The sequence below is a fragment of the Micrococcus luteus genome (genome assembly GCF_014138885.1).
Lineage (GTDB): Bacteria > Actinomycetota > Actinomycetes > Actinomycetales > Micrococcaceae > Micrococcus > Micrococcus luteus.
Window position 1 is genome coordinate 1,034,598 of record NZ_JACJIK010000001.1, and the last position, 16,142, is coordinate 1,050,739.

General features: G+C 71.8%; 16 protein-coding genes. 5 read left to right on the plus strand and 11 right to left on the minus strand.

Annotated elements, in window-relative coordinates:
- Nucleotides 1-78: 78 nt before the first annotated feature.
- The 3 genes from HDA34_RS04740 to HDA34_RS04750 all read right to left on the minus strand — a co-directional run bounded on the left by HDA34_RS04740 (nucleotide 79) and on the right by HDA34_RS04750 (nucleotide 3,850).
- Nucleotides 79-1,236 (minus strand): BMP family lipoprotein, encoded by a 1,158-nt coding sequence (locus HDA34_RS04740; RefSeq protein WP_041102902.1) that lies wholly within the window; start codon nucleotides 1,234-1,236, stop codon nucleotides 79-81.
- 144 nt (nucleotides 1,237-1,380) lie between these two features.
- Nucleotides 1,381-2,637: an amidohydrolase gene (locus HDA34_RS04745; RefSeq protein ID WP_061866929.1), complete on the minus strand. Its 1,257-nt coding sequence runs from the start codon at nucleotides 2,635-2,637 to the stop codon at nucleotides 1,381-1,383.
- Between the two features lie 61 nt (nucleotides 2,638-2,698).
- On the minus strand, nucleotides 2,699-3,850 hold the full coding sequence (locus HDA34_RS04750) for a mannose-1-phosphate guanylyltransferase (RefSeq protein ID WP_002856569.1): 1,152 nt from the start codon (nucleotides 3,848-3,850) through the stop codon (nucleotides 2,699-2,701).
- Between the two features lie 246 nt (nucleotides 3,851-4,096).
- Here HDA34_RS04750 and sdhC point away from each other — a divergent pair, with 246 nt between their 5' ends.
- From sdhC to HDA34_RS04770, 4 genes are all read left to right on the plus strand, one after another.
- Nucleotides 4,097-4,501: a succinate dehydrogenase, cytochrome b556 subunit gene (gene sdhC, locus HDA34_RS04755; protein ID WP_078025777.1), complete on the plus strand. Its 405-nt coding sequence runs from the start codon at nucleotides 4,097-4,099 to the stop codon at nucleotides 4,499-4,501.
- A gap of 3 nt (nucleotides 4,502-4,504) precedes the next feature.
- Nucleotides 4,505-4,984 carry a succinate dehydrogenase hydrophobic membrane anchor subunit gene (locus HDA34_RS04760; protein ID WP_036314556.1) on the plus strand — a complete coding sequence of 160 codons (480 nt, stop codon included), beginning with the start codon at nucleotides 4,505-4,507 and terminating at the stop codon, nucleotides 4,982-4,984.
- 77 nt (nucleotides 4,985-5,061) lie between these two features.
- On the plus strand, nucleotides 5,062-6,849 hold the full coding sequence (sdhA, locus tag HDA34_RS04765) for a succinate dehydrogenase flavoprotein subunit (protein ID WP_134377271.1): 1,788 nt from the start codon (nucleotides 5,062-5,064) through the stop codon (nucleotides 6,847-6,849).
- Nucleotides 6,849-7,640, plus strand: a complete 792-nt coding sequence (locus HDA34_RS04770; RefSeq protein ID WP_010079347.1) for a succinate dehydrogenase iron-sulfur subunit — start codon at nucleotides 6,849-6,851, stop codon at nucleotides 7,638-7,640. Before sdhA ends, HDA34_RS04770 begins: the two co-directional genes overlap by 1 nt.
- Nucleotides 7,641-7,823: 183 nt before the next feature.
- On the opposite strand, the gene HDA34_RS04775 is transcribed toward HDA34_RS04770, so the two are convergent.
- The 8 genes from HDA34_RS04775 to HDA34_RS04810 form a co-directional block, all read right to left on the minus strand.
- The gene (locus tag HDA34_RS04775) at nucleotides 7,824-8,345 is read right to left on the minus strand and encodes a hypothetical protein (protein WP_134377272.1); all 522 of its coding nucleotides are present in this window, start codon (nucleotides 8,343-8,345) and stop codon (nucleotides 7,824-7,826) included.
- Nucleotides 8,346-8,352: 7 nt separating this feature from the next.
- Nucleotides 8,353-8,937, minus strand: coding sequence for a hypothetical protein (locus tag HDA34_RS04780; protein WP_073116114.1), 585 nt, complete (start codon nucleotides 8,935-8,937; stop codon nucleotides 8,353-8,355).
- 108 nt (nucleotides 8,938-9,045) lie between these two features.
- On the minus strand, nucleotides 9,046-9,642 hold the full coding sequence (locus HDA34_RS04785; protein ID WP_134377273.1) for a hypothetical protein: 597 nt from the start codon (nucleotides 9,640-9,642) through the stop codon (nucleotides 9,046-9,048).
- 58 nt (nucleotides 9,643-9,700) lie between these two features.
- The gene (locus tag HDA34_RS04790) at nucleotides 9,701-10,984 is read right to left on the minus strand and encodes an ABC transporter permease (RefSeq protein WP_134377274.1); all 1,284 of its coding nucleotides are present in this window, start codon (nucleotides 10,982-10,984) and stop codon (nucleotides 9,701-9,703) included.
- Entirely contained in the window at nucleotides 10,981-11,742 is a 762-nt protein-coding gene (locus tag HDA34_RS04795) for an ABC transporter ATP-binding protein (protein WP_010079352.1), read from the minus strand. Before HDA34_RS04795 ends, HDA34_RS04790 begins: the two co-directional genes overlap by 4 nt.
- A gap of 188 nt (nucleotides 11,743-11,930) precedes the next feature.
- Nucleotides 11,931-13,013 (minus strand): tryptophan--tRNA ligase, encoded by a 1,083-nt coding sequence (gene trpS / locus HDA34_RS04800; protein WP_002856591.1) that lies wholly within the window; start codon nucleotides 13,011-13,013, stop codon nucleotides 11,931-11,933.
- Nucleotides 13,014-13,039: 26 nt separating this feature from the next.
- Nucleotides 13,040-13,966: an exodeoxyribonuclease III gene (locus HDA34_RS04805; RefSeq protein WP_002856592.1), complete on the minus strand. Its 927-nt coding sequence runs from the start codon at nucleotides 13,964-13,966 to the stop codon at nucleotides 13,040-13,042.
- Nucleotides 13,966-14,529: a hypothetical protein gene (locus HDA34_RS04810; RefSeq protein WP_060973411.1), complete on the minus strand. Its 564-nt coding sequence runs from the start codon at nucleotides 14,527-14,529 to the stop codon at nucleotides 13,966-13,968. The genes HDA34_RS04805 and HDA34_RS04810 overlap by 1 nt, the downstream gene beginning before the upstream one ends.
- Before the next feature lie 102 nt (nucleotides 14,530-14,631).
- Here HDA34_RS04810 and HDA34_RS04815 point away from each other — a divergent pair, with 102 nt between their 5' ends.
- Nucleotides 14,632-16,134: an MFS transporter gene (locus tag HDA34_RS04815; protein WP_233437082.1), complete on the plus strand. Its 1,503-nt coding sequence runs from the start codon at nucleotides 14,632-14,634 to the stop codon at nucleotides 16,132-16,134.
- Nucleotides 16,135-16,142 lie beyond the last annotated feature (8 nt).

Sequence of the window (16,142 nt, forward strand, 5' to 3'; positions counted from 1 at the left end):
GGAGCGGGCCTGGCGCCCGCGCGCCGCGGGGCCGGTCCGGAGGGGTCCGGGCCGGCCCTGCGGCGGTGGCGAGGCGGGTCAGGCCTCCGGGGAGTACTCCGAGCCGACCTTCAGCTCGCCCGAGACGATCTTGGCCTCGAGGTCCTTGAGCTCGTCCTTGAGCTCCTGCGGCACCGTGTCCTCGAAGTCGTGGAACGGGGCCAGCTCGACGCCCTTGTTCTCCAGCGTGCCCACGTAGGGCTCGGCCGAGAACTCGTCCTTCAGGTCCGCGGCGATCACGTCGGAGACGGACTGGCCCATGTTCTTCTTCACCGAGGTGAGGATCAGGTTGCCGTCCTTGGTGGACTCGTAGCCGTCCGAGTCCGGCCAGATGACCTTGACGTCCTTGCCGCCCTGGTTCGCCTCGCGGACGGCGTCCAGGGTGCCCAGGCCCACGGGTCCGGCCACCGGCATCACGATGTCGGCGCCCTCGTTGATGAAGTTGGCGGTGTTCGTCTTGCCGTTGGCCACGTTCTCGAAGTCGCCCGTGAAGGAGCCGGTCTTCGCGTCCTTGTCCCAGCCCAGGACCTTGACGTCCTCGTCCTTGACCTCGTTGTAGTGCTCCACGCCGCGGGCGAAGCCGTCCATGAAGATGGTGACGGTGGGCAACTCGGCCCCCCCGTAGGTGGCCACGGTGCCGGTCTCGGTGGTGCCCGCGGCCAGGTAGCCGGCCAGGAACGCCGCCTGCGCCGTGTCGTAGGTGAGCTTCTGGAAGTTGTCGGTGAAGTCGCCGTCGGTGACGTCCACGCCGAAGAAGTGGGTGTCCGAGTGCTGGGCGGCGATCGGCTTCATGGTGTCACCGAGGAGGAAGCCCACGCCGATGACGGCGTCGCAGTCGGCGTTGACCATGGCGGTCACGTTCGGGGTGTACTCGCTGGGCTCGTTCGACTCGGCCTCGCTGGTGGTGATGCCGTAGGCCTTCTCGGCGGCCTTGAGGCCCTCGTAGGAGGACTGGTTGAAGGAGCGGTCGTCGAAGCCGCCCTCGTCCGAGACGATGCAGGCCTTGTAGTCGTTGTTGTCCGAGCCGACGCCGTCCACGGTGGCGGCGGCCTCGCTCTCGGCGGCGCCGGAGCCCGAGGCCTCGGACTGCTCCGGCGGGGCGCCGCACGCGGTCAGCAGCAGGCCGGAGACGCCGAGCGCGGCGGCGGGGAGCAGGAGACGACGGCGGCGCGCGGCCGACGGGGTGGCGATGCCCATGGGGTCCTCATTTCGGAAGGCACGGTGCGAGGTCCGCGGCCGGTGGCCGCGGAAAGACGGGGCCCGTGCAGGTGGCCCCGTCCGGATGAGCGCGAGTCTACCGAACGGTTGGCCCGTCCCCTCCGGCGGGGGCGGGCGACGGGGTCAGTGGTGGTCCTCGCCCGTGAGCACCTGCAGCGCGGCGGCGGTGAAGACCCGCATGCCCACGCCGATGGCCCGCTCGTCCGGCGCGTAGTCCCCGCGGTGCAGATCGTAGATGGGGCCACCCGGGGACCGGGTGCCGAGGCGCAGCATGGAGCCGGGCACCTTCTGGGTCATCCAGGCGAAGTCCTCGCCGCCCATCGACTGCGGGGTCAGGACGATCGCCCGGGAGCCGAGCTCCCGCCGCGCCGCGGTCTCGATCAGCGCCGTCTCGCCCTCGGTGTTGTGCACCGGCGGGACGCCGCGCACGTGCTCGAGCTGCACGTGCACGCCGTACGGCGCGGCGACCTGCCGGACCACCTCGTCGAGCAGCGCACCGGCCTCCTCCCACACGTCCGCGTCGAGGCAGCGCATGGTCCCGGCCAGGTAGCCGGTGTTGTCGATCGCGTTGGGCGCGCTGCCGGCGGCGATCTGCCCCCACACCACGGAGACGGCCGAGCGCACGTCGATCCGCCGGGAGAGCACGGCGGGCACGTTCACGGCGATCTGGGACAGGGCGAAGACCATGTCCTCGGTGAGGTGGGGCCGCGAGGTGTGCCCACCGCGTCCGGTGAGGGTGATCCGGATCGTGTCCGCCGCCGAGGTGATGGCGCCGATGCGGGTGCCGATCGAGCCGACGTCGACCTGGGGGTCGCAGTGCGCCGCCAGGATGCGGGGCACGTCGTCGAGGATCCCCTGGCGCAGCACGGCCAGGGAGCCGCCGGGCAGCCGCTCCTCCGCGGGCTGGAAGATGACGCGGACCGTGCCGTGGACCCGCTCGCCGGCCGCGCGCAGGTCGGCGTCGGCGGTGGCCCCGCGGAGGATGCGGCCGAGGGCGACGGCCACACCCGCCATGACGGCGGTGTGCATGTCGTGGCCGCACGCGTGCGCGACGCCGTCATTGACGGACACGTAGGGCAGGCCGGTCTCCTCCTCGACCGGCAGCGCGTCGATGTCCGCGCGCAGGGCCAGCACCACCGGCCCCTCCCCGACGTCCACGTAGGCGCCCGTGGACTCCATCCGCACGGGCGAGAGCCCGTAGCCGGAGAGCAGCTCCACGATGCGGTCGGTGGTGCGGTACTCCTCATAGGAGAGCTCGGGATGCCGGTGCAGGTCCCGGCGGAAGGACACGATCTCGTCCTCGAGCTCGGCCACCACGGGGCCCACCGAGGGGACGGAGGTCGGACGGGGCCCGGTCAGCACGGAGTCGGAGGTGGTCATGGCCCAGCACCCTACTCCGGGGGTGCCGGTCGGTGCGGGCCGGACCCCGCCGGGGACGCGGTCAGAGGACCTCGTCCACGCCCTCGGCCTTGAGCGCCTCGACGGCCTTCTTGACCTCCTGGGCGTGCTCCGTGGTGGTGACCAGCAGCGCGTCCTCGGTGTCCACCACGACGACGTCCTCGATGCCGATCAGCGCGATGACGCGCTTCGTGTCCGTCACCACGACGCCGGACGCGTCGTCCGAGTACACGCGCGGGGTGTCGCCGATCACCGTGATGCCGGAGGCGTCCTTGACCGGGTTCAGGCGGGCGATCGCCGCGAAGTCCCCCACGTCGTCCCACGTGAAGGAGCCGGGGATCACGGCCACGTCGCCGACGGCGGCGGCGGGCTCGGCCACGGCGTAGTCGATGGCGGTCTTCGTCAGCTCGGGCCACACCCGGGCCATGACCTCGTCCCGCTCCGGCGTCTCCCACGCGCGGGCGATCTCCATCAGGCCGGCGTGCAGCGCGGGCTCGTTCTCCTCGAGGTGGGCCAGCATGAGGCCCACGGGCGCCACGAACATGCCCGCGTTCCAGAGGTAGCGGCCGGACTTCACGTACTGCTGGGCGACCTTCAGGTCCGGCTTCTCCACGAACGCGGCGACGTCGTGCGCGTCCGGGGCGCCGGCCACGCGGAGGCGGCGGCCCCGGCGGATGTAGCCGAAGCCCGTGGCCGCGTGCGTGGGCTCGATGCCGATGGTCACGATCCGACCCGTGGCCGCCGTCTCGACGGCCTGCCGCACCGCGTCCTGGAAGACCTCCACCGGGGAGATCACCTGATCCGCCGCGAACGAGCCCATGATCGTGTCCGGGTCGCGCAGGGAGAGGATCGCCGCGGCCAGGCCGATGGCGGCCGCGGAGTCCTTGGGCGAGGGCTCGAGCACCAGATCCGTCTCCGCCAGGGCCGGCAGCTGCGTGCACACCGCCTCCCGGTGGGCCTCCCCGGTCACCACGAGCATGCCCGCGGCCAGGGGCGCCAGACGGTCCCACGTGGCACGGATCAGGGTCTGGCCCGAGCCGGTGAGGTCGTGGAGGAACTTCGGCGCGGCGGCCCGCGAGAGGGGCCACAGGCGGGTGCCCACGCCCCCGGCGGGGATCACGGCGTGGAAGCGGGACAGGGCCGTGCCCGGCGCGGCCTCGCGCGGGGCATCGGTCAGGTTCGGATCGGTGCTCACCGGGCCAGACTACGGAACCGTCCGGACGGGGGACCACTCGACGCGTCCCAGGCGGGGCACAGCCCAGACCGAACAGGACGGCGGCGGGGCGCCGCACGCGTCACAGTGGTCGCCCGGGTCCCGGTCGGGCACGGAGGCGCGGGAAGGGTCTACCCTAGGTGGAGGAATCCACTCGCACACGCCCCTGCCCGTCGTCGTCCCACGGCGGAGGACCGGGATCGTGCATTCCCCCTGGAGGTATCAACCGTGTCTAGCGCCACTGCGCAGGCCCCGGCCAAGAACGGCCGCGGAACCCTGTACCGGGGCCACGGCGGCATGTGGTCCTGGGTGGGCCACCGCGTCACCGGCGTCGTCATCTTCTTCTACCTGCTCGTCCACGTGCTGGACACGGCCCTGGTCCGGGTCTCCCCCGAGGCCTACAACGCCGTGATCGGCTCGTACAAGACGTGGTACTTCGCGCTCGGCGAGGCCGGCCTCGTCGCGGCGATCATCTTCCACGCCCTGAACGGCCTGCGCATCATCCTGGTCGACTTCTGGAAGGGCGGCACCCAGCACCACAAGACCCTGCTGTGGATCGTGCTGGGGCTGTGGGTCGTCCTGACCCTGGGCTTCGCCATCCGTCACTTCAGCCTCGCACTCGGAGGTCACTGAGCCATGAGCACCACCGCTGAGACCACCATCGCGGCGCCCCGCAGCCGCCGTCTGGACCCCAAGTACACGCGCGACGGCGGCGGCCGCGGCAACTTCGAGATGCTCGCCTGGCTGTTCATGCGCATCTCGGGCGTCTTCCTCGTCGTGCTGATCGCCGTGCACCTGACCACCAACCTGCTGGTGGGCGACGGCATCCACGCCATCGACTTCGGCTTCGTGGCCGGCAAGTGGGCGCACCCGCTGTGGCAGTTCTGGGACCTGGCCCTCCTGTGGCTGGCCATGCTGCACGGCGCCAACGGCGTGCGCACGATCATCAACGACTACACCCGTCGCGGCAGCGCCCGCTTCTGGCTGACGATGATCCTGTACATCGCCACGGCCGTGATCATCATCCTCGGCACCCTGGTGATCTTCACCTTCGATCCCTGCATGGTGGACGCCTCCGGCGCCCTGCTCGAGGGCTCCCCGGCCTTCTGCGGCTGACCTCGGAAACGCTCACCCTGCGGTGCGGCCGGCCCGAGCGGCCGCCGCGTCACAGACACCCAGAAAGAGAGACCTGAATGCAGGTGCACAAGTACGACGTGGTGATCGTCGGCGCCGGCGGCGCGGGCATGCGCGCGGCCATCGAGGCCGGTCAGCGCGCGCACACCGCCGTCCTCACCAAGATCTACCCCACGCGTTCCCACACCGGCGCGGCCCAGGGCGGCATGTGCGCGGCCCTCGCCAACGTCGAGGAGGACAACTGGGAGTGGCACACGTTCGACACCGTCAAGGGCGGCGACTACCTCGTGGACCAGGACGCCGCGGAGGTCATGGCCAAGGAGGCCATCGACGCGGTGCTGGACCTCGAGAAGATGGGCCTGCCCTTCAACCGCACCCCCGAGGGCAAGATCGACCAGCGCCGCTTCGGCGGCCACACCCGTGACCACGGCAAGGCGCCCGTGCGCCGCGCCTGCTACGCCGCGGACCGCACCGGCCACATGATCCTCCAGACGCTGTACCAGAACTGCGTCAAGCACAACGTGGAGTTCTTCAACGAGTTCTACGTGCTCGACCTGCTGCTGGTGGAGGAGGACGCCGTGCGCGAGGACGGCACCGCCTACAAGCAGAAGCGCACCGCCGGCGTCGTCTCCTACGAGCTGGCCACCGGCGAGATCCACGTCTTCCAGGCCAAGTCGGTCATCTTCGCCACCGGCGGCGCCGGCAAGGTGTACAAGACCACCTCGAACGCCCACACCCTCACCGGCGACGGCATGGCCATCGCCTACCGCGCGGGCCTGCCGCTGGAGGACATGGAGTTCGTGCAGTTCCACCCGACCGGCCTGGCCGGCCTGGGCATCCTGCTCTCCGAGGCCGCGCGCGGCGAGGGCGGCATCCTCCGCAACGCGGACGGCGAGCGCTTCATGGAACGCTACGCCCCCACCATCAAGGACCTCGCCCCGCGCGACATCGTGGCCCGGTCCATGGCCGAGGAGGTCCGTCAGGGCCGCGGCGCCGGTCCCAACAAGGACTACGTGCTGCTCGATCTGACGCACCTGGAGCCCTCGCACATCGACGAGAAGCTCCCGGACATCACCGAGTTCGCCCGCACGTACCTGGGCGTCGAGCCCTACACGGAGCCGGTGCCGGTGTTCCCCACCTGCCACTACTTCATGGGCGGCATCCCCACGAACATCAAGGCCGAGGTCCTCCAGGACAACGACACCGTCGTGCCGGGCCTGTACGCCGCCGGCGAGGTGGCCTGCGTGTCCGTGCACGGGTCCAACCGCCTGGGCACCAACTCGCTGCTGGACATCAACGTGTTCGGCCGCCGCGCCGGCATCTACGCCGCCGAGTACGCCGCGCAGGCGGACTGGGTGGAGCTGCCCGAGGGCGGCGAGCTGCCGACCGTGGAGCACATCGAGAACCTGCGCTCCGCCACCGGCTCCGAGCGCGTCGCGGACATCCGCGCCGAGCTCCAGGAGTCGATGGACGCGGACATGCAGGTCTTCCGCGACGAGGACTCGATCCGCCGCGCACTGGCCAAGATCGAGGAGCTGCGCGGGCGCTACGAGAACGTGTCCGTCCAGGACAAGGGCCGCCGCTTCAACCTCGACCTGCTCGAGGGCATGGAGCTGGGCTACCTCCTGGACATCGCCGAGGCGATGACCCTCGCGGCCCTGGGCCGCAAGGAGTCCCGCGGCGGGCACTACCGCGAGGACTACCCCGACCGCGACGACGAGAACTTCATGGCGCACACCATGATCTACCGTGACGAGACCGCGGAGATGGAGGGCGTCAAGGGCATCCGCTTCGAGACCAAGCCCGTCGTCGTGACCCGTTACCAGCCGATGGAGCGTAAGTACTGATGAGCCACTCAGCAACCGAGACCGAGGCCCCCGTGGCCCAGGCGCAGACCCAGTCCGCCGGTGGCGGCGCAGGCGAGGTCGAGAGCTTCGACATCGTGCTCAAGGTCCGCCGCTACCTCCCGGAGTCCTCCGAGGAGTCCTACTGGGACGAGTGGCGCCTGACCATGTACGGCACCGACCGCGTGCTGGACGCCCTGCACAAGGTCAAGTGGGACCACGACGGCACCCTGTCGTTCCGCCGCTCCTGCGCCCACGGCGTGTGCGGCTCCGACGCCATGCGCATCAACGGCCGCAACCGCCTGGCCTGCAAGACGCTCCTGAAGGACCTCGACCTGTCCAAGCCCATCCTGGTGGAGCCCATCAAGGGCCTGCCGGTGGAGAAGGACCTGATCGTGGACATGGACCCGTTCTTCCAGTCCTACCGCGAGATCATGCCATTCCTGGTCGCCGAGGGCCACGCGCCCACCAAGGAGCGCTACCAGTCCCAGGCCGACCGGGCGATCTACGACGACACCACGAAGTGCATCCTGTGCGCCGCGTGCACCTCGTCCTGCCCGGTGTTCTGGACGGACGGCCAGTACTTCGGCCCGGCCGCCATCGTCAACGCGCACCGGTTCATCTTCGACTCGCGTGACGAGGCCGGCGACATGCGCCTGGAGATCCTGAACGACAAGGAGGGCGTGTGGCGTTGCCGCACGACCTTCAACTGCACCGACGCGTGCCCCCGCGGCATCCAGGTGACCAAGGCGATCTCCGAGGTGAAGCGGGCCATCCTGGCCCGCCAGTTCTGATCCCCCGCACCACGACGGCGGCCCGTCTCCTCACCTCGAGGAGGCGGGCCGCCGTCGTCGTGCGTGGTGCCCCTCCCGCCGAGGCCCGCAGACGCGCCGTCACCGGACCGGCGTAGCGGCGTGTCTGCGGGCCTCGGCGTGGGGACGGGCGGGACCGGAGGCGGAGTCGGAGGCGGGGCGAGCTCAGACGTCGAAGGCGTCGCGCGTCTCCCGCCGGTGTGCCACACGCAGCCACACCGCGCTGGACACGAGCATCCCGACGACGGCACCCAGCACGACCGGCCCCCCTCCCCCGTCCTGCACCATCCGTCCACCGTCGACCATCCAGAAGGCCGCCGTGAGCATCCCCAGCACCACGAGCACGCTCCCCACGGGGCGCACGACCCGGATGCGGCGGGTGATGCCGGCCAGGAGCACCAGGGTCAGGACGACCACCGCCGCGGCGGCCACCGGCCACGCCCCCGCCGGGGTGAGGAACGCGGCGACGTCGGCGTCGGTGACCTCGCTCGCGCCCCAGGAGCGCGCCTCCAGCACGGCGCGGGCGTAGCCGGGCGTCGACTGCAGCGCGAGCACGCCCCCCATGCCGGCCGCGCTCAGTGCGCCCGTGACGGCCGTGACGGTCTGGAACAGGCGCAGGGGACGCAGCGACGCGAGATCGGGGGCGGGGTCCGTGGTCTCGTGGGGATCGTCGTCGAGGGGGTGCATGCCCCCATCATGCCCGGCGGCGCAGGAAGGTCGTCGCGAGGCCCGGGTTGAAGGCGCACACGAGCCAGGCCGCGTTCACGAGCGCGAACAGCCCGCCCAGGACCAGGGGCAGCACCACGTCCCCGGCGGGGAAGACGAACAGGCGGATGGCCCCCAGCAGCGTCACGAAGATGGCGATCGAGGCGAACAGGGCACCCATGATGCGCGCCGTGTTGCTGTGCCGGGTCAGGCCGACGAGGACAATCGCGTAGACCGCCAGACCCAGCAGGGTCGCGAACCAGACACTGCCGGTGAGGGCGCCCTCGATCGCCTCGGCGGTCATCGCGGGCGACTGCGCGCTGCCCTCGGGCAGCGAGTCCGCGATGTCCTGGGCCGCGCCCGGGAGGAGGTTGCGCAGGATCGACGCGGCGTAGAGGACCGCGGACGCGACCGTCAGTCCGAGCAGCGCCCGGAACACGCCGGGGGTGCGGGCGTCGGGGCGGATCAGCGGGCGGGCGTCCGGGCCGGAGTGCCCGGCGATGCGCCGCCGCGCCTCATCCGGGCCCACCACGGGCCGCCCGCCGCCGTCCAGGTCGTCGGGGTGGGGGGACACGGGATGCGGGGGTCGATGATCGGAGGCCATGTCGCCATGGTCTCCGCCGGCCGACGCCGGGGCGAGGGCTGGCGACCCCGGACTCGCCGCCGGCGAACGGCGTCGGGATCAGGCGTGGCGGCCCTGACGGGTGTAGGCCGCGACCTGCGGGTTGAAGGCCTTGACCAGCCACAGGATGTTCACGATCACCAGCGCCAGGCTCAGCACGGAGGCCAGGACGCCGCCGATGCCGGGGAAGGTCACGAAGGAGAAGATGCCGCCGACGGCGCTGAGGGTGCCCAGGATCGCGACGACGATGCCGAGGATGCGGGCCCAGTTCTTGGCCCCGCGGAGGTTGAAGTACACCAGGGCGTACAGGGCCACGCCGATGAGCAGGACGATGATCGTGCCCACCGTCACGGAGGCGCCCACGACAGGCGCGATCTCCTCCACCTGCTCGGGGGTGAGGCCGCTCTGGCGAAGGGAGTCCCGCATGCGTTCGATGCTCTCCTCGCCGCCGAACAGAGCCGGCAGGGAGGACAGCACGTACAGCGCGAGCGACGTGAGCGTCAGCGTCAGGAGCGCGGGGAACGCGGCCGGCTCCGGGACGATGCCGTACGGGCTGCCCGGCTGGGCGCCGTAGCCCGGGGCCGCGTAGGGCTGCGTGCCGTAGCGGGAGCCCACGGCGGGCTGCTCCGGGTTCGGGTTCGGTCGATCGGTGGTCATGGTGTGCTCCTCGGTGTCGGGGGTGCGGGTGGTGGTGATGACGGGCGCGGCGGCAGGATCACTCGTGCCGCAGTGCCTCGATGGGATCCTTGCGGGCCGCACGCAGGGCGGGCAAGGTGCCGGCGATGAACGCGATGGCCACGATCAGCAGCAGGATCAGCAGCAGGGCGAGGGGGTTGACCGCGAACAGGACCAGGCCGGTGACGCCGCTGAGGGGGCCGGTGGTCAGCACCTGGTTCGCGATGAGTCCGACGGCGACGCCCAGGCCGATGCCGATCAGCGAGCCGAGCAGGCCGATCACGACGGCCTCCATGGTGAACAGGCCGAAGATCTTCCCGCCGGTCATGCCGAGGGCCTTCATGAGGCCGATCTCCCGGGTGCGCTCCTGCACCGCCATGAGCAGGGTGTTGATGATGCCGAAGCTGGCGGCGAGCAGTGCGATGAGTGCGAAGCCGGTGAGCACCCACGTGACGGCGTCGATGATGCCGCGGATCACGCCGAGCTGCTCCTCGAGGGTCTGCGCCAGCAGGCCCTGGTCGGCCAGCGCCTGCTTCACGGCGTCCTCGTTGGCCTCCGGATCCTCCACGATCGCCGTGGCCTGGAAGTAGGTGTCCCGCTGGGACTCCGGCAGGCCCTCCGTCGTGATGTCGTAGATCGCCTGCTCCAGCGACTCCGACGGCGTCGGGGCGGTCCCCGCACCGGACGCGGCCGCCTTCGTCACACCGACCACGGTGGCCTTCACGGACTTCTGCTCCTGCAGCGGGGTCGCCGCCACGACGGTCAGCTCCGTGCCGATCAGGTCCTCGGCGTCGCTGGCGCCCAGGTCCTCCACCCACGACTCGGGCATGACGATCTCCGCGGCGCCGGCCTCGGGGGCACGGCCGGCGGCGAAGGTGAGCATGTCGATCTCACCGGAGCTGCCCATGAAGCCGGTCTGCCACTTGCGGTCGTCCGGGCCCTGGATGTACTCCGGCTCGGCCACCCGATAGGTCTTCACCTCGGTGACGTGCTCGGTGTCCTCGATCGCGGCGAGGTCCTCCTGGGTGAGCAGCGGCATGCCGAACATCTCGCCTCCGGCGGCGTCCTGCTCCGTGTACTCCTGGGGCGAACCGCTCACCGCCCCGGCCGAGGACATGTCCTGCTGCTTCATCACGGTCAGCTCGCCGGGCTGGCCGAAGCCCTCGACCACGTTGTCCACGTACTTGTTGATGCCCGCGCCGAGCCCCGTGGTGAGGGTCAGCGTGAATGCGCCGATCACGATCGCGACGACGGTGAGGAAGGTGCGCAGCTTGGAGCGCATCGTGTTGGCGAGCGCCGTGCCCGCGACGTCGGTGACCTTCATGCCCGCGCTCCGTCCCGCTCGGTGCCGACGCGCTCGTCGGCGATGACCACGCCGTCCTGCAGCTCGACGCGACGGTCGCACTTCGCGGCCAGGTCGTCGTCGTGCGTGACCACCACGAGGGTGATGCCCTCGTCGCGGTGCAGGCCGAAGAGGATGTCCTCCACGGCCGCCGAGGTGGCGGAGTCCAGGTTGCCCGTGGGCTCGTCCGCGAACAGCACCGTCGGGTTGTTCACGAGCGCGCGGGCGATGCACACGCGCTGCTTCTGGCCGCCGGAGAGGTCCGTGGCCTTGTTCTTCGCCTTGTCCGCGAGCTCGAGCCGCTCGAGCACCGCCATGCCGCGGCGGGTGCGCTCGGCCCGGCCCACGCCGGCGATCTTCAGCGGCAGCACGGTGTTCTCCAGGACCGTCTGGTTCGGGTTCAGGAAGAACTGCTGGAACACGAAGCCGAACCGCTCGTTGCGCAGCTGGGAGATCTCCGCGGCCTTGAGCTGGGAGACGGGACGGCCGTCCATCGCCACCACGCCGGCGGAGGGCTGGTCCAGCAGCGCCAGCAGGTGCATCAGGGTGGACTTGCCGGAGCCGGACTTGCCGACGACGGCCAGGGACTCGCCGCGCTGGATCTGCAGGGTGATGCCCTTCAGCGCGTCGAAGCGGGACGCCCCGCGGCCGTAGACCTTGACGAGGTTCTCCGTCTCCAGGACGGGTTCGGCCCCGGGCGGGACCTCGGCGACCCCGGGGGTCGCGACTGCGGTGGACATGGCTCCGGCACTCCTCTGTCGGTGGGGCACGCCCCCACGGCGGCAGGAGCGGAGGCAGTGCCTCCATCCTGACAGCCGCGCACGCGCCGCCGCCTCCACCTCGAGTCGGAGAACACGACGGCCCGCGTCCCCCGCAGGTCGGGGGCGCGGGCCGTCGTCGGGAGGCCGCGGGGCCGGTGCGGCCCGGCTCAGCGCAGCGGCGGCAGGAAGCCGACCTTGGCGTAGACGTCCTCGAGCACGGGGGTGGCCACGGCGCGGGCCTTCTCGGCGCCGGCGGCGAGGATGCGGTCGAGCTCGGCGGGGTCGTCCAGCAGCGCGAGGGCGCGCTCGCGCACGGGGGCCAGGCGCTCGACGACGGCGTCCGCCACCGCGACCTTGAGGTGCCCGTACATCTTGCCGACGAACTCCTCCTCGAGCTGCGGGATCGGCGTCCCGGACACCGCGGAGAGGATGGTCAGCAGGTTGGAGACGCCGGGCTTGGCCTCGCGGTCGAAGCGCACCTCGGTGCCGTCGTCGGTGACCGCTGACTTGATCTTCTTGGCGGTCTTCTTCGGCTCCTCGAGGATGTTGATGAGCCCGTTCGGGGACGCCGCGGACTTGGACATCTTCGACGTGGGGTCCTGCAGGTCGTAGATGCGCGCGCCGGTCTCCGGGTAGAAGCCGGTGGGCACCACGAACGTCTCGCCGTAGCGGTGGTTGAAGCGCTGGGCGAGGTCGCGGGTGAGCTCCACGTGCTGGCGCTGGTCGTCGCCCACGGGCACGCCATGCGGCTGGTAGAGCAGGATGTCCGCGGCCATGAGCATGGGGTACGCGAGCAGGCCGACGCCGGCCGCGTCCGCGCCCTGCTTGGCGGACTTGTCCTTGAACTGGGTCATCCGCATGGCCTCGCCCATGCCGGTCATGCAGGTCAGCACCCACGCCAGCTGCGCGTGCTCGGGCACCTGGGACTGGACGAACAGCGTGGAGCGCTCGGGGTCGATGCCGCCGGCGATGAACTGCGCGGCAGCCACCCGCGTGCGCTCCGCCAGGGCTGCCGGGTCCTGCGGCACGGTGATGGCGTGCAGGTCGGGGATGAAGAAGAAAGCCTCGAAGTCGGCCTGGGTGCGCTCCCAGTTCACGAGGGCGCCGAGGTAGTTGCCCAGGTGGAGGGAGTCCGCCGAGGGCTGCATGCCGGAGAGCACGCGGTGCCGGGCGGACGCGCCGGCCAGGTGGGCGGTGGCGGCGGCGTCCTGGGCCAGGACGTCCTGCACGGAGTTCTTCTTCATGGTCATCTCAGCCTCGGGTCTCTCCTGCACGGTCAGAACTGGTAGTCGACCACGAGCGGGGCGTGGTCGGAGAAGCGGGTGCCCCAGCTGGGGGCGCGGTCCACGACGGCGGTCGTCGCCCGCTCGGCCAGGCCCGCGGTCGCCATGTGGTAGTCGATGCGCCAGCCGGCGTCGTTGTCGAAGGCCTTGCCGCGCATGGACCACCACGTGTACGGGCCCGGCACCGGTCCGGCGAGGGCGCGGTGCACGTCCGTGAAGCCGAGCTCGCCGAAGAACCGGTCGAAGTAGGCGCGCTCCTCGGGCAGGAAGCCGGCCTTCTTCACGTTGCCCTTCCAGTTCTTGATGTCCAGCTCGGTGTGGCCCACGTTGAGGTCGCCCGTGACGAGGGCGTGCCCCTCCCCCGCGGCCAGCTCGGAGAGGCGGCGGACCATCTCGTCGAGGAACCGGTACTTGTCCACCTGCTTCGGGGTGTCGACCTCGCCCGAGTGCACGTACGCCGAGACCACGGTCAGCGGCGAGCCGTCCGGCAGGCGCAGGTCGGCCTCGATCCAGCGGCCGGCGTCGTCGAAGTACCCGTCGGCGTCGGCGATGCCGGTGCGGACCTCGCCGAGCGGGAACCGCGAGGCGATCGCGACACCGGCCCGCCCCTTGGCGGCGGCCACGGCGTCCGCCAGGTGCACCTCGTCCCAGTCCTCGCCCACGATCTCGCGGACCAGCTGCGCCGTGACGTCCGCGGGGGCGCGCACCTCCTGGAGGGTGAGCACGTCCACGCCGCGGCCGGCGAACCACTCGCGCATGCCCTTGCGGTGCGAGGCGCGGATGCCGTTGACGTTCACGGTGGCCACGCGCACGGCGCCGTCGGCCTTGGGCGCCCCGGCGTTGGCGTGCACCACGGGCTCGCCCTCGGCGGGCTCGGGGTACTTCCCGGTGACGGGGTCCTTCTCGGGCAGCGCCGTCATCAGCCGATCACCGTCCCGCTCACCGGGCCCTCGGCGCCGCCGGCCCGGGACTCCTTGATCATGTCGCGGGCGTTGGAGGCCGTGATGTCGATGGTCTCCAGGGCGCGGTCCACCATCTCGCGGTCCATGCCCTCGCCCGCGGCGAGCTGCTCGCGCACCACGCGCACCTGCACCTGGGCGATCTTGAACGAGTGGTCCAGCTTGGTGTCCCGCAGGGGGTCCGCGGCCGGTGCCGGCGGGACCACCGCGGGGGCTGCGGCGTCGGCGTCACGGCCGCGCAGGGCGGCGACGTCGGCGCGGGCGTTCTGCATGGCGGTGTCCACCTTGCGGCCCGCGGCCCGGACGCCGCGGCGCATCTGCAGGTACACGACCACCGCGAACACGAGCCAGCCGGCGGCGACCGCGACCACGAGCCACCCGATCACGTCGTTCTGGTTCGCGGCGAAGATGATCGCCACGATCAGGATGACGATCATCGCGACGAAGCCGAGCGATCCCACGCGCAGGCCGGCGCGGGGGCCGCGGCGCGCGCCGTCGGGACCGGGGGTCAGGGACTGGGACATGGGTGCTCCTCCGGAGGGGCTCGTGGGGTCTGCCCTCCATCATCCCGCATCGTGGGGTGCGCTCCGAATCGGGCGGCCCGCGTCGGCGCCTATCCTGAGGCGATGACCCCCCGCCCCCCGCACCCCGCCGACCCCGCGTCCGGGGCCTTCACCCCTGACCAGCGCCGCATCCTCACCGCACTGCTCATGCCGCTCTTCCTCGCGCTGATGAGCGTGTCCGTGGTGAACGTGGCGCTGCCGGCCATCGAGTCGGGCCTGGACGCCACGAGCGCGGATCTGCAGTGGGTGCTGGCGGGGTACACGCTGACGTTCGGCACCGTGCTCGTGGCCGCGGGCCGCGCCGGCGACCTGTGGGGGCGCAAGAGCCTGTTCCTGGCGGGCATCACGCTGTACATGCTCGGCTCCCTGCTCTCCGGCCTGGCCGGGGACACCCTGCTGCTCAACGCGGGGCGCCTGCTCACGGGCCTGGGCGCGGGCGTGTTCAACCCCCAGGTCATCGGGTTCATCCAGTCGAACTTCCACGGCCGCGCCCGCGGGCGGGCCTACGGGCTCTTCGGCACCGTGGTGGGCCTCGGCGTGGCCGTGGGGCCCCTGCTCGGCGGGCTGTTCCTCGGCGCGTTCGGCCCCGAGTGGGGCTGGCGCTCCACGTTCCTCATGAACGTGCCCGTGGGCCTGGCCGCCGTCGCGATGGGTGCCCTCTGGCTGCCGCCGCCCACCCGCGTGCACGGCCTGCCCGCCGCCCCCGGCCCGCGCGGGATCGCCGCACTGGACCCGGTGGGCGCCCTGCTGCTCGGCGCCGGCGGGGTGAGCCTCATGGTGCCGTTCATCGTCCCGGGCACCGCCTGGCTGCTGGTGCTCGCCGCCGCGCTCGTGACGGCGTGGTGGCTGTGGGAGAAGCGCGTGAAGGCCCGGGCGTCGGCCACCGGCGTGCAGCCCATGGTGGACCCGGCCCTGTTCCGGCGGCCGTCCTTCACGATCGGCGCGCTCGAGTCCACGATCTACCTGGCCACCATGCCGGCGGTGTTCGCGATCGTGGCGATCTTCCTGCAGCGCGGCATGGGGTTCACGCCGCTCGAGGCCGGCCTCGTGGGTCTGCCCGGCGCCGTCGTCGTGGCCTCTCTGTCCCCGTGGGTGGGCTCGATGGTGCAGCGGCGCGGGCCCGTGCTCGTGCTGCTCGGCGCTCTGGTGGGCCTCGTGTCGCTGGGGGTGCTCGCGCTCGCGTTCGAGCGCAGCGCGGCCGGCGCGTGGTCGCCGTGGATCGTGGGGGTGGGGCTGATCGTGCAGTCGGCCTCGCAGGCCCTGCTGCTCACCAGCACGCAGGTGCTGATGATGGACGACGTCGCCGGCCACGAGGCGGGGGCGGCCGGCGGCGTCGCCCAGACGGCGCAGCGCCTCGGCACCGCCCTGGGCCTGTCCGTGGTGACGGGCGCGTTCTTCGCGGCCCTGGCCGGCGCCGCAGCCGAGAGCGCCGGGCCACCGTCGGCCGCGGCGTACGCGCACGCGGCCTCGACCGCCATGGGCATGGTGGCCGTGTGCTGGGCGCTCACCGCCGTGGTCGCGGCCCTGGACGTGGTCCGGCGGCGCCGCGCGGTGCGCGCGGCCTGACCGGCCCG

Coding starts and splice junctions, on each gene's coding strand:
- HDA34_RS04790 (WP_134377274.1), bottom strand. CDS start 10,984: ATGAAGGTCACCGACGTCGCGGGCACGGCGCTCGCCAACACGATGCGC.
- trpS (WP_002856591.1), bottom strand. CDS start 13,013: ATGACCATGAAGAAGAACTCCGTGCAGGACGTCCTGGCCCAGGACGCC.
- HDA34_RS04745 (WP_061866929.1), bottom strand. CDS start 2,637: ATGACCACCTCCGACTCCGTGCTGACCGGGCCCCGTCCGACCTCCGTC.
- HDA34_RS04775 (WP_134377272.1), bottom strand. CDS start 8,345: ATGCACCCCCTCGACGACGATCCCCACGAGACCACGGACCCCGCCCCC.
- HDA34_RS04795 (WP_010079352.1), bottom strand. CDS start 11,742: ATGTCCACCGCAGTCGCGACCCCCGGGGTCGCCGAGGTCCCGCCCGGG.
- sdhA (WP_134377271.1), top strand. CDS start 5,062: ATGCAGGTGCACAAGTACGACGTGGTGATCGTCGGCGCCGGCGGCGCG.
- HDA34_RS04815 (WP_233437082.1), top strand. CDS start 14,632: ATGACCCCCCGCCCCCCGCACCCCGCCGACCCCGCGTCCGGGGCCTTC.
- HDA34_RS04805 (WP_002856592.1), bottom strand. CDS start 13,966: ATGACGGCGCTGCCCGAGAAGGACCCCGTCACCGGGAAGTACCCCGAG.
- HDA34_RS04740 (WP_041102902.1), bottom strand. CDS start 1,236: ATGGGCATCGCCACCCCGTCGGCCGCGCGCCGCCGTCGTCTCCTGCTC.
- HDA34_RS04785 (WP_134377273.1), bottom strand. CDS start 9,642: ATGACCACCGATCGACCGAACCCGAACCCGGAGCAGCCCGCCGTGGGC.
- HDA34_RS04810 (WP_060973411.1), bottom strand. CDS start 14,529: ATGTCCCAGTCCCTGACCCCCGGTCCCGACGGCGCGCGCCGCGGCCCC.
- HDA34_RS04770 (WP_010079347.1), top strand. CDS start 6,849: ATGAGCCACTCAGCAACCGAGACCGAGGCCCCCGTGGCCCAGGCGCAG.
- HDA34_RS04760 (WP_036314556.1), top strand. CDS start 4,505: ATGAGCACCACCGCTGAGACCACCATCGCGGCGCCCCGCAGCCGCCGT.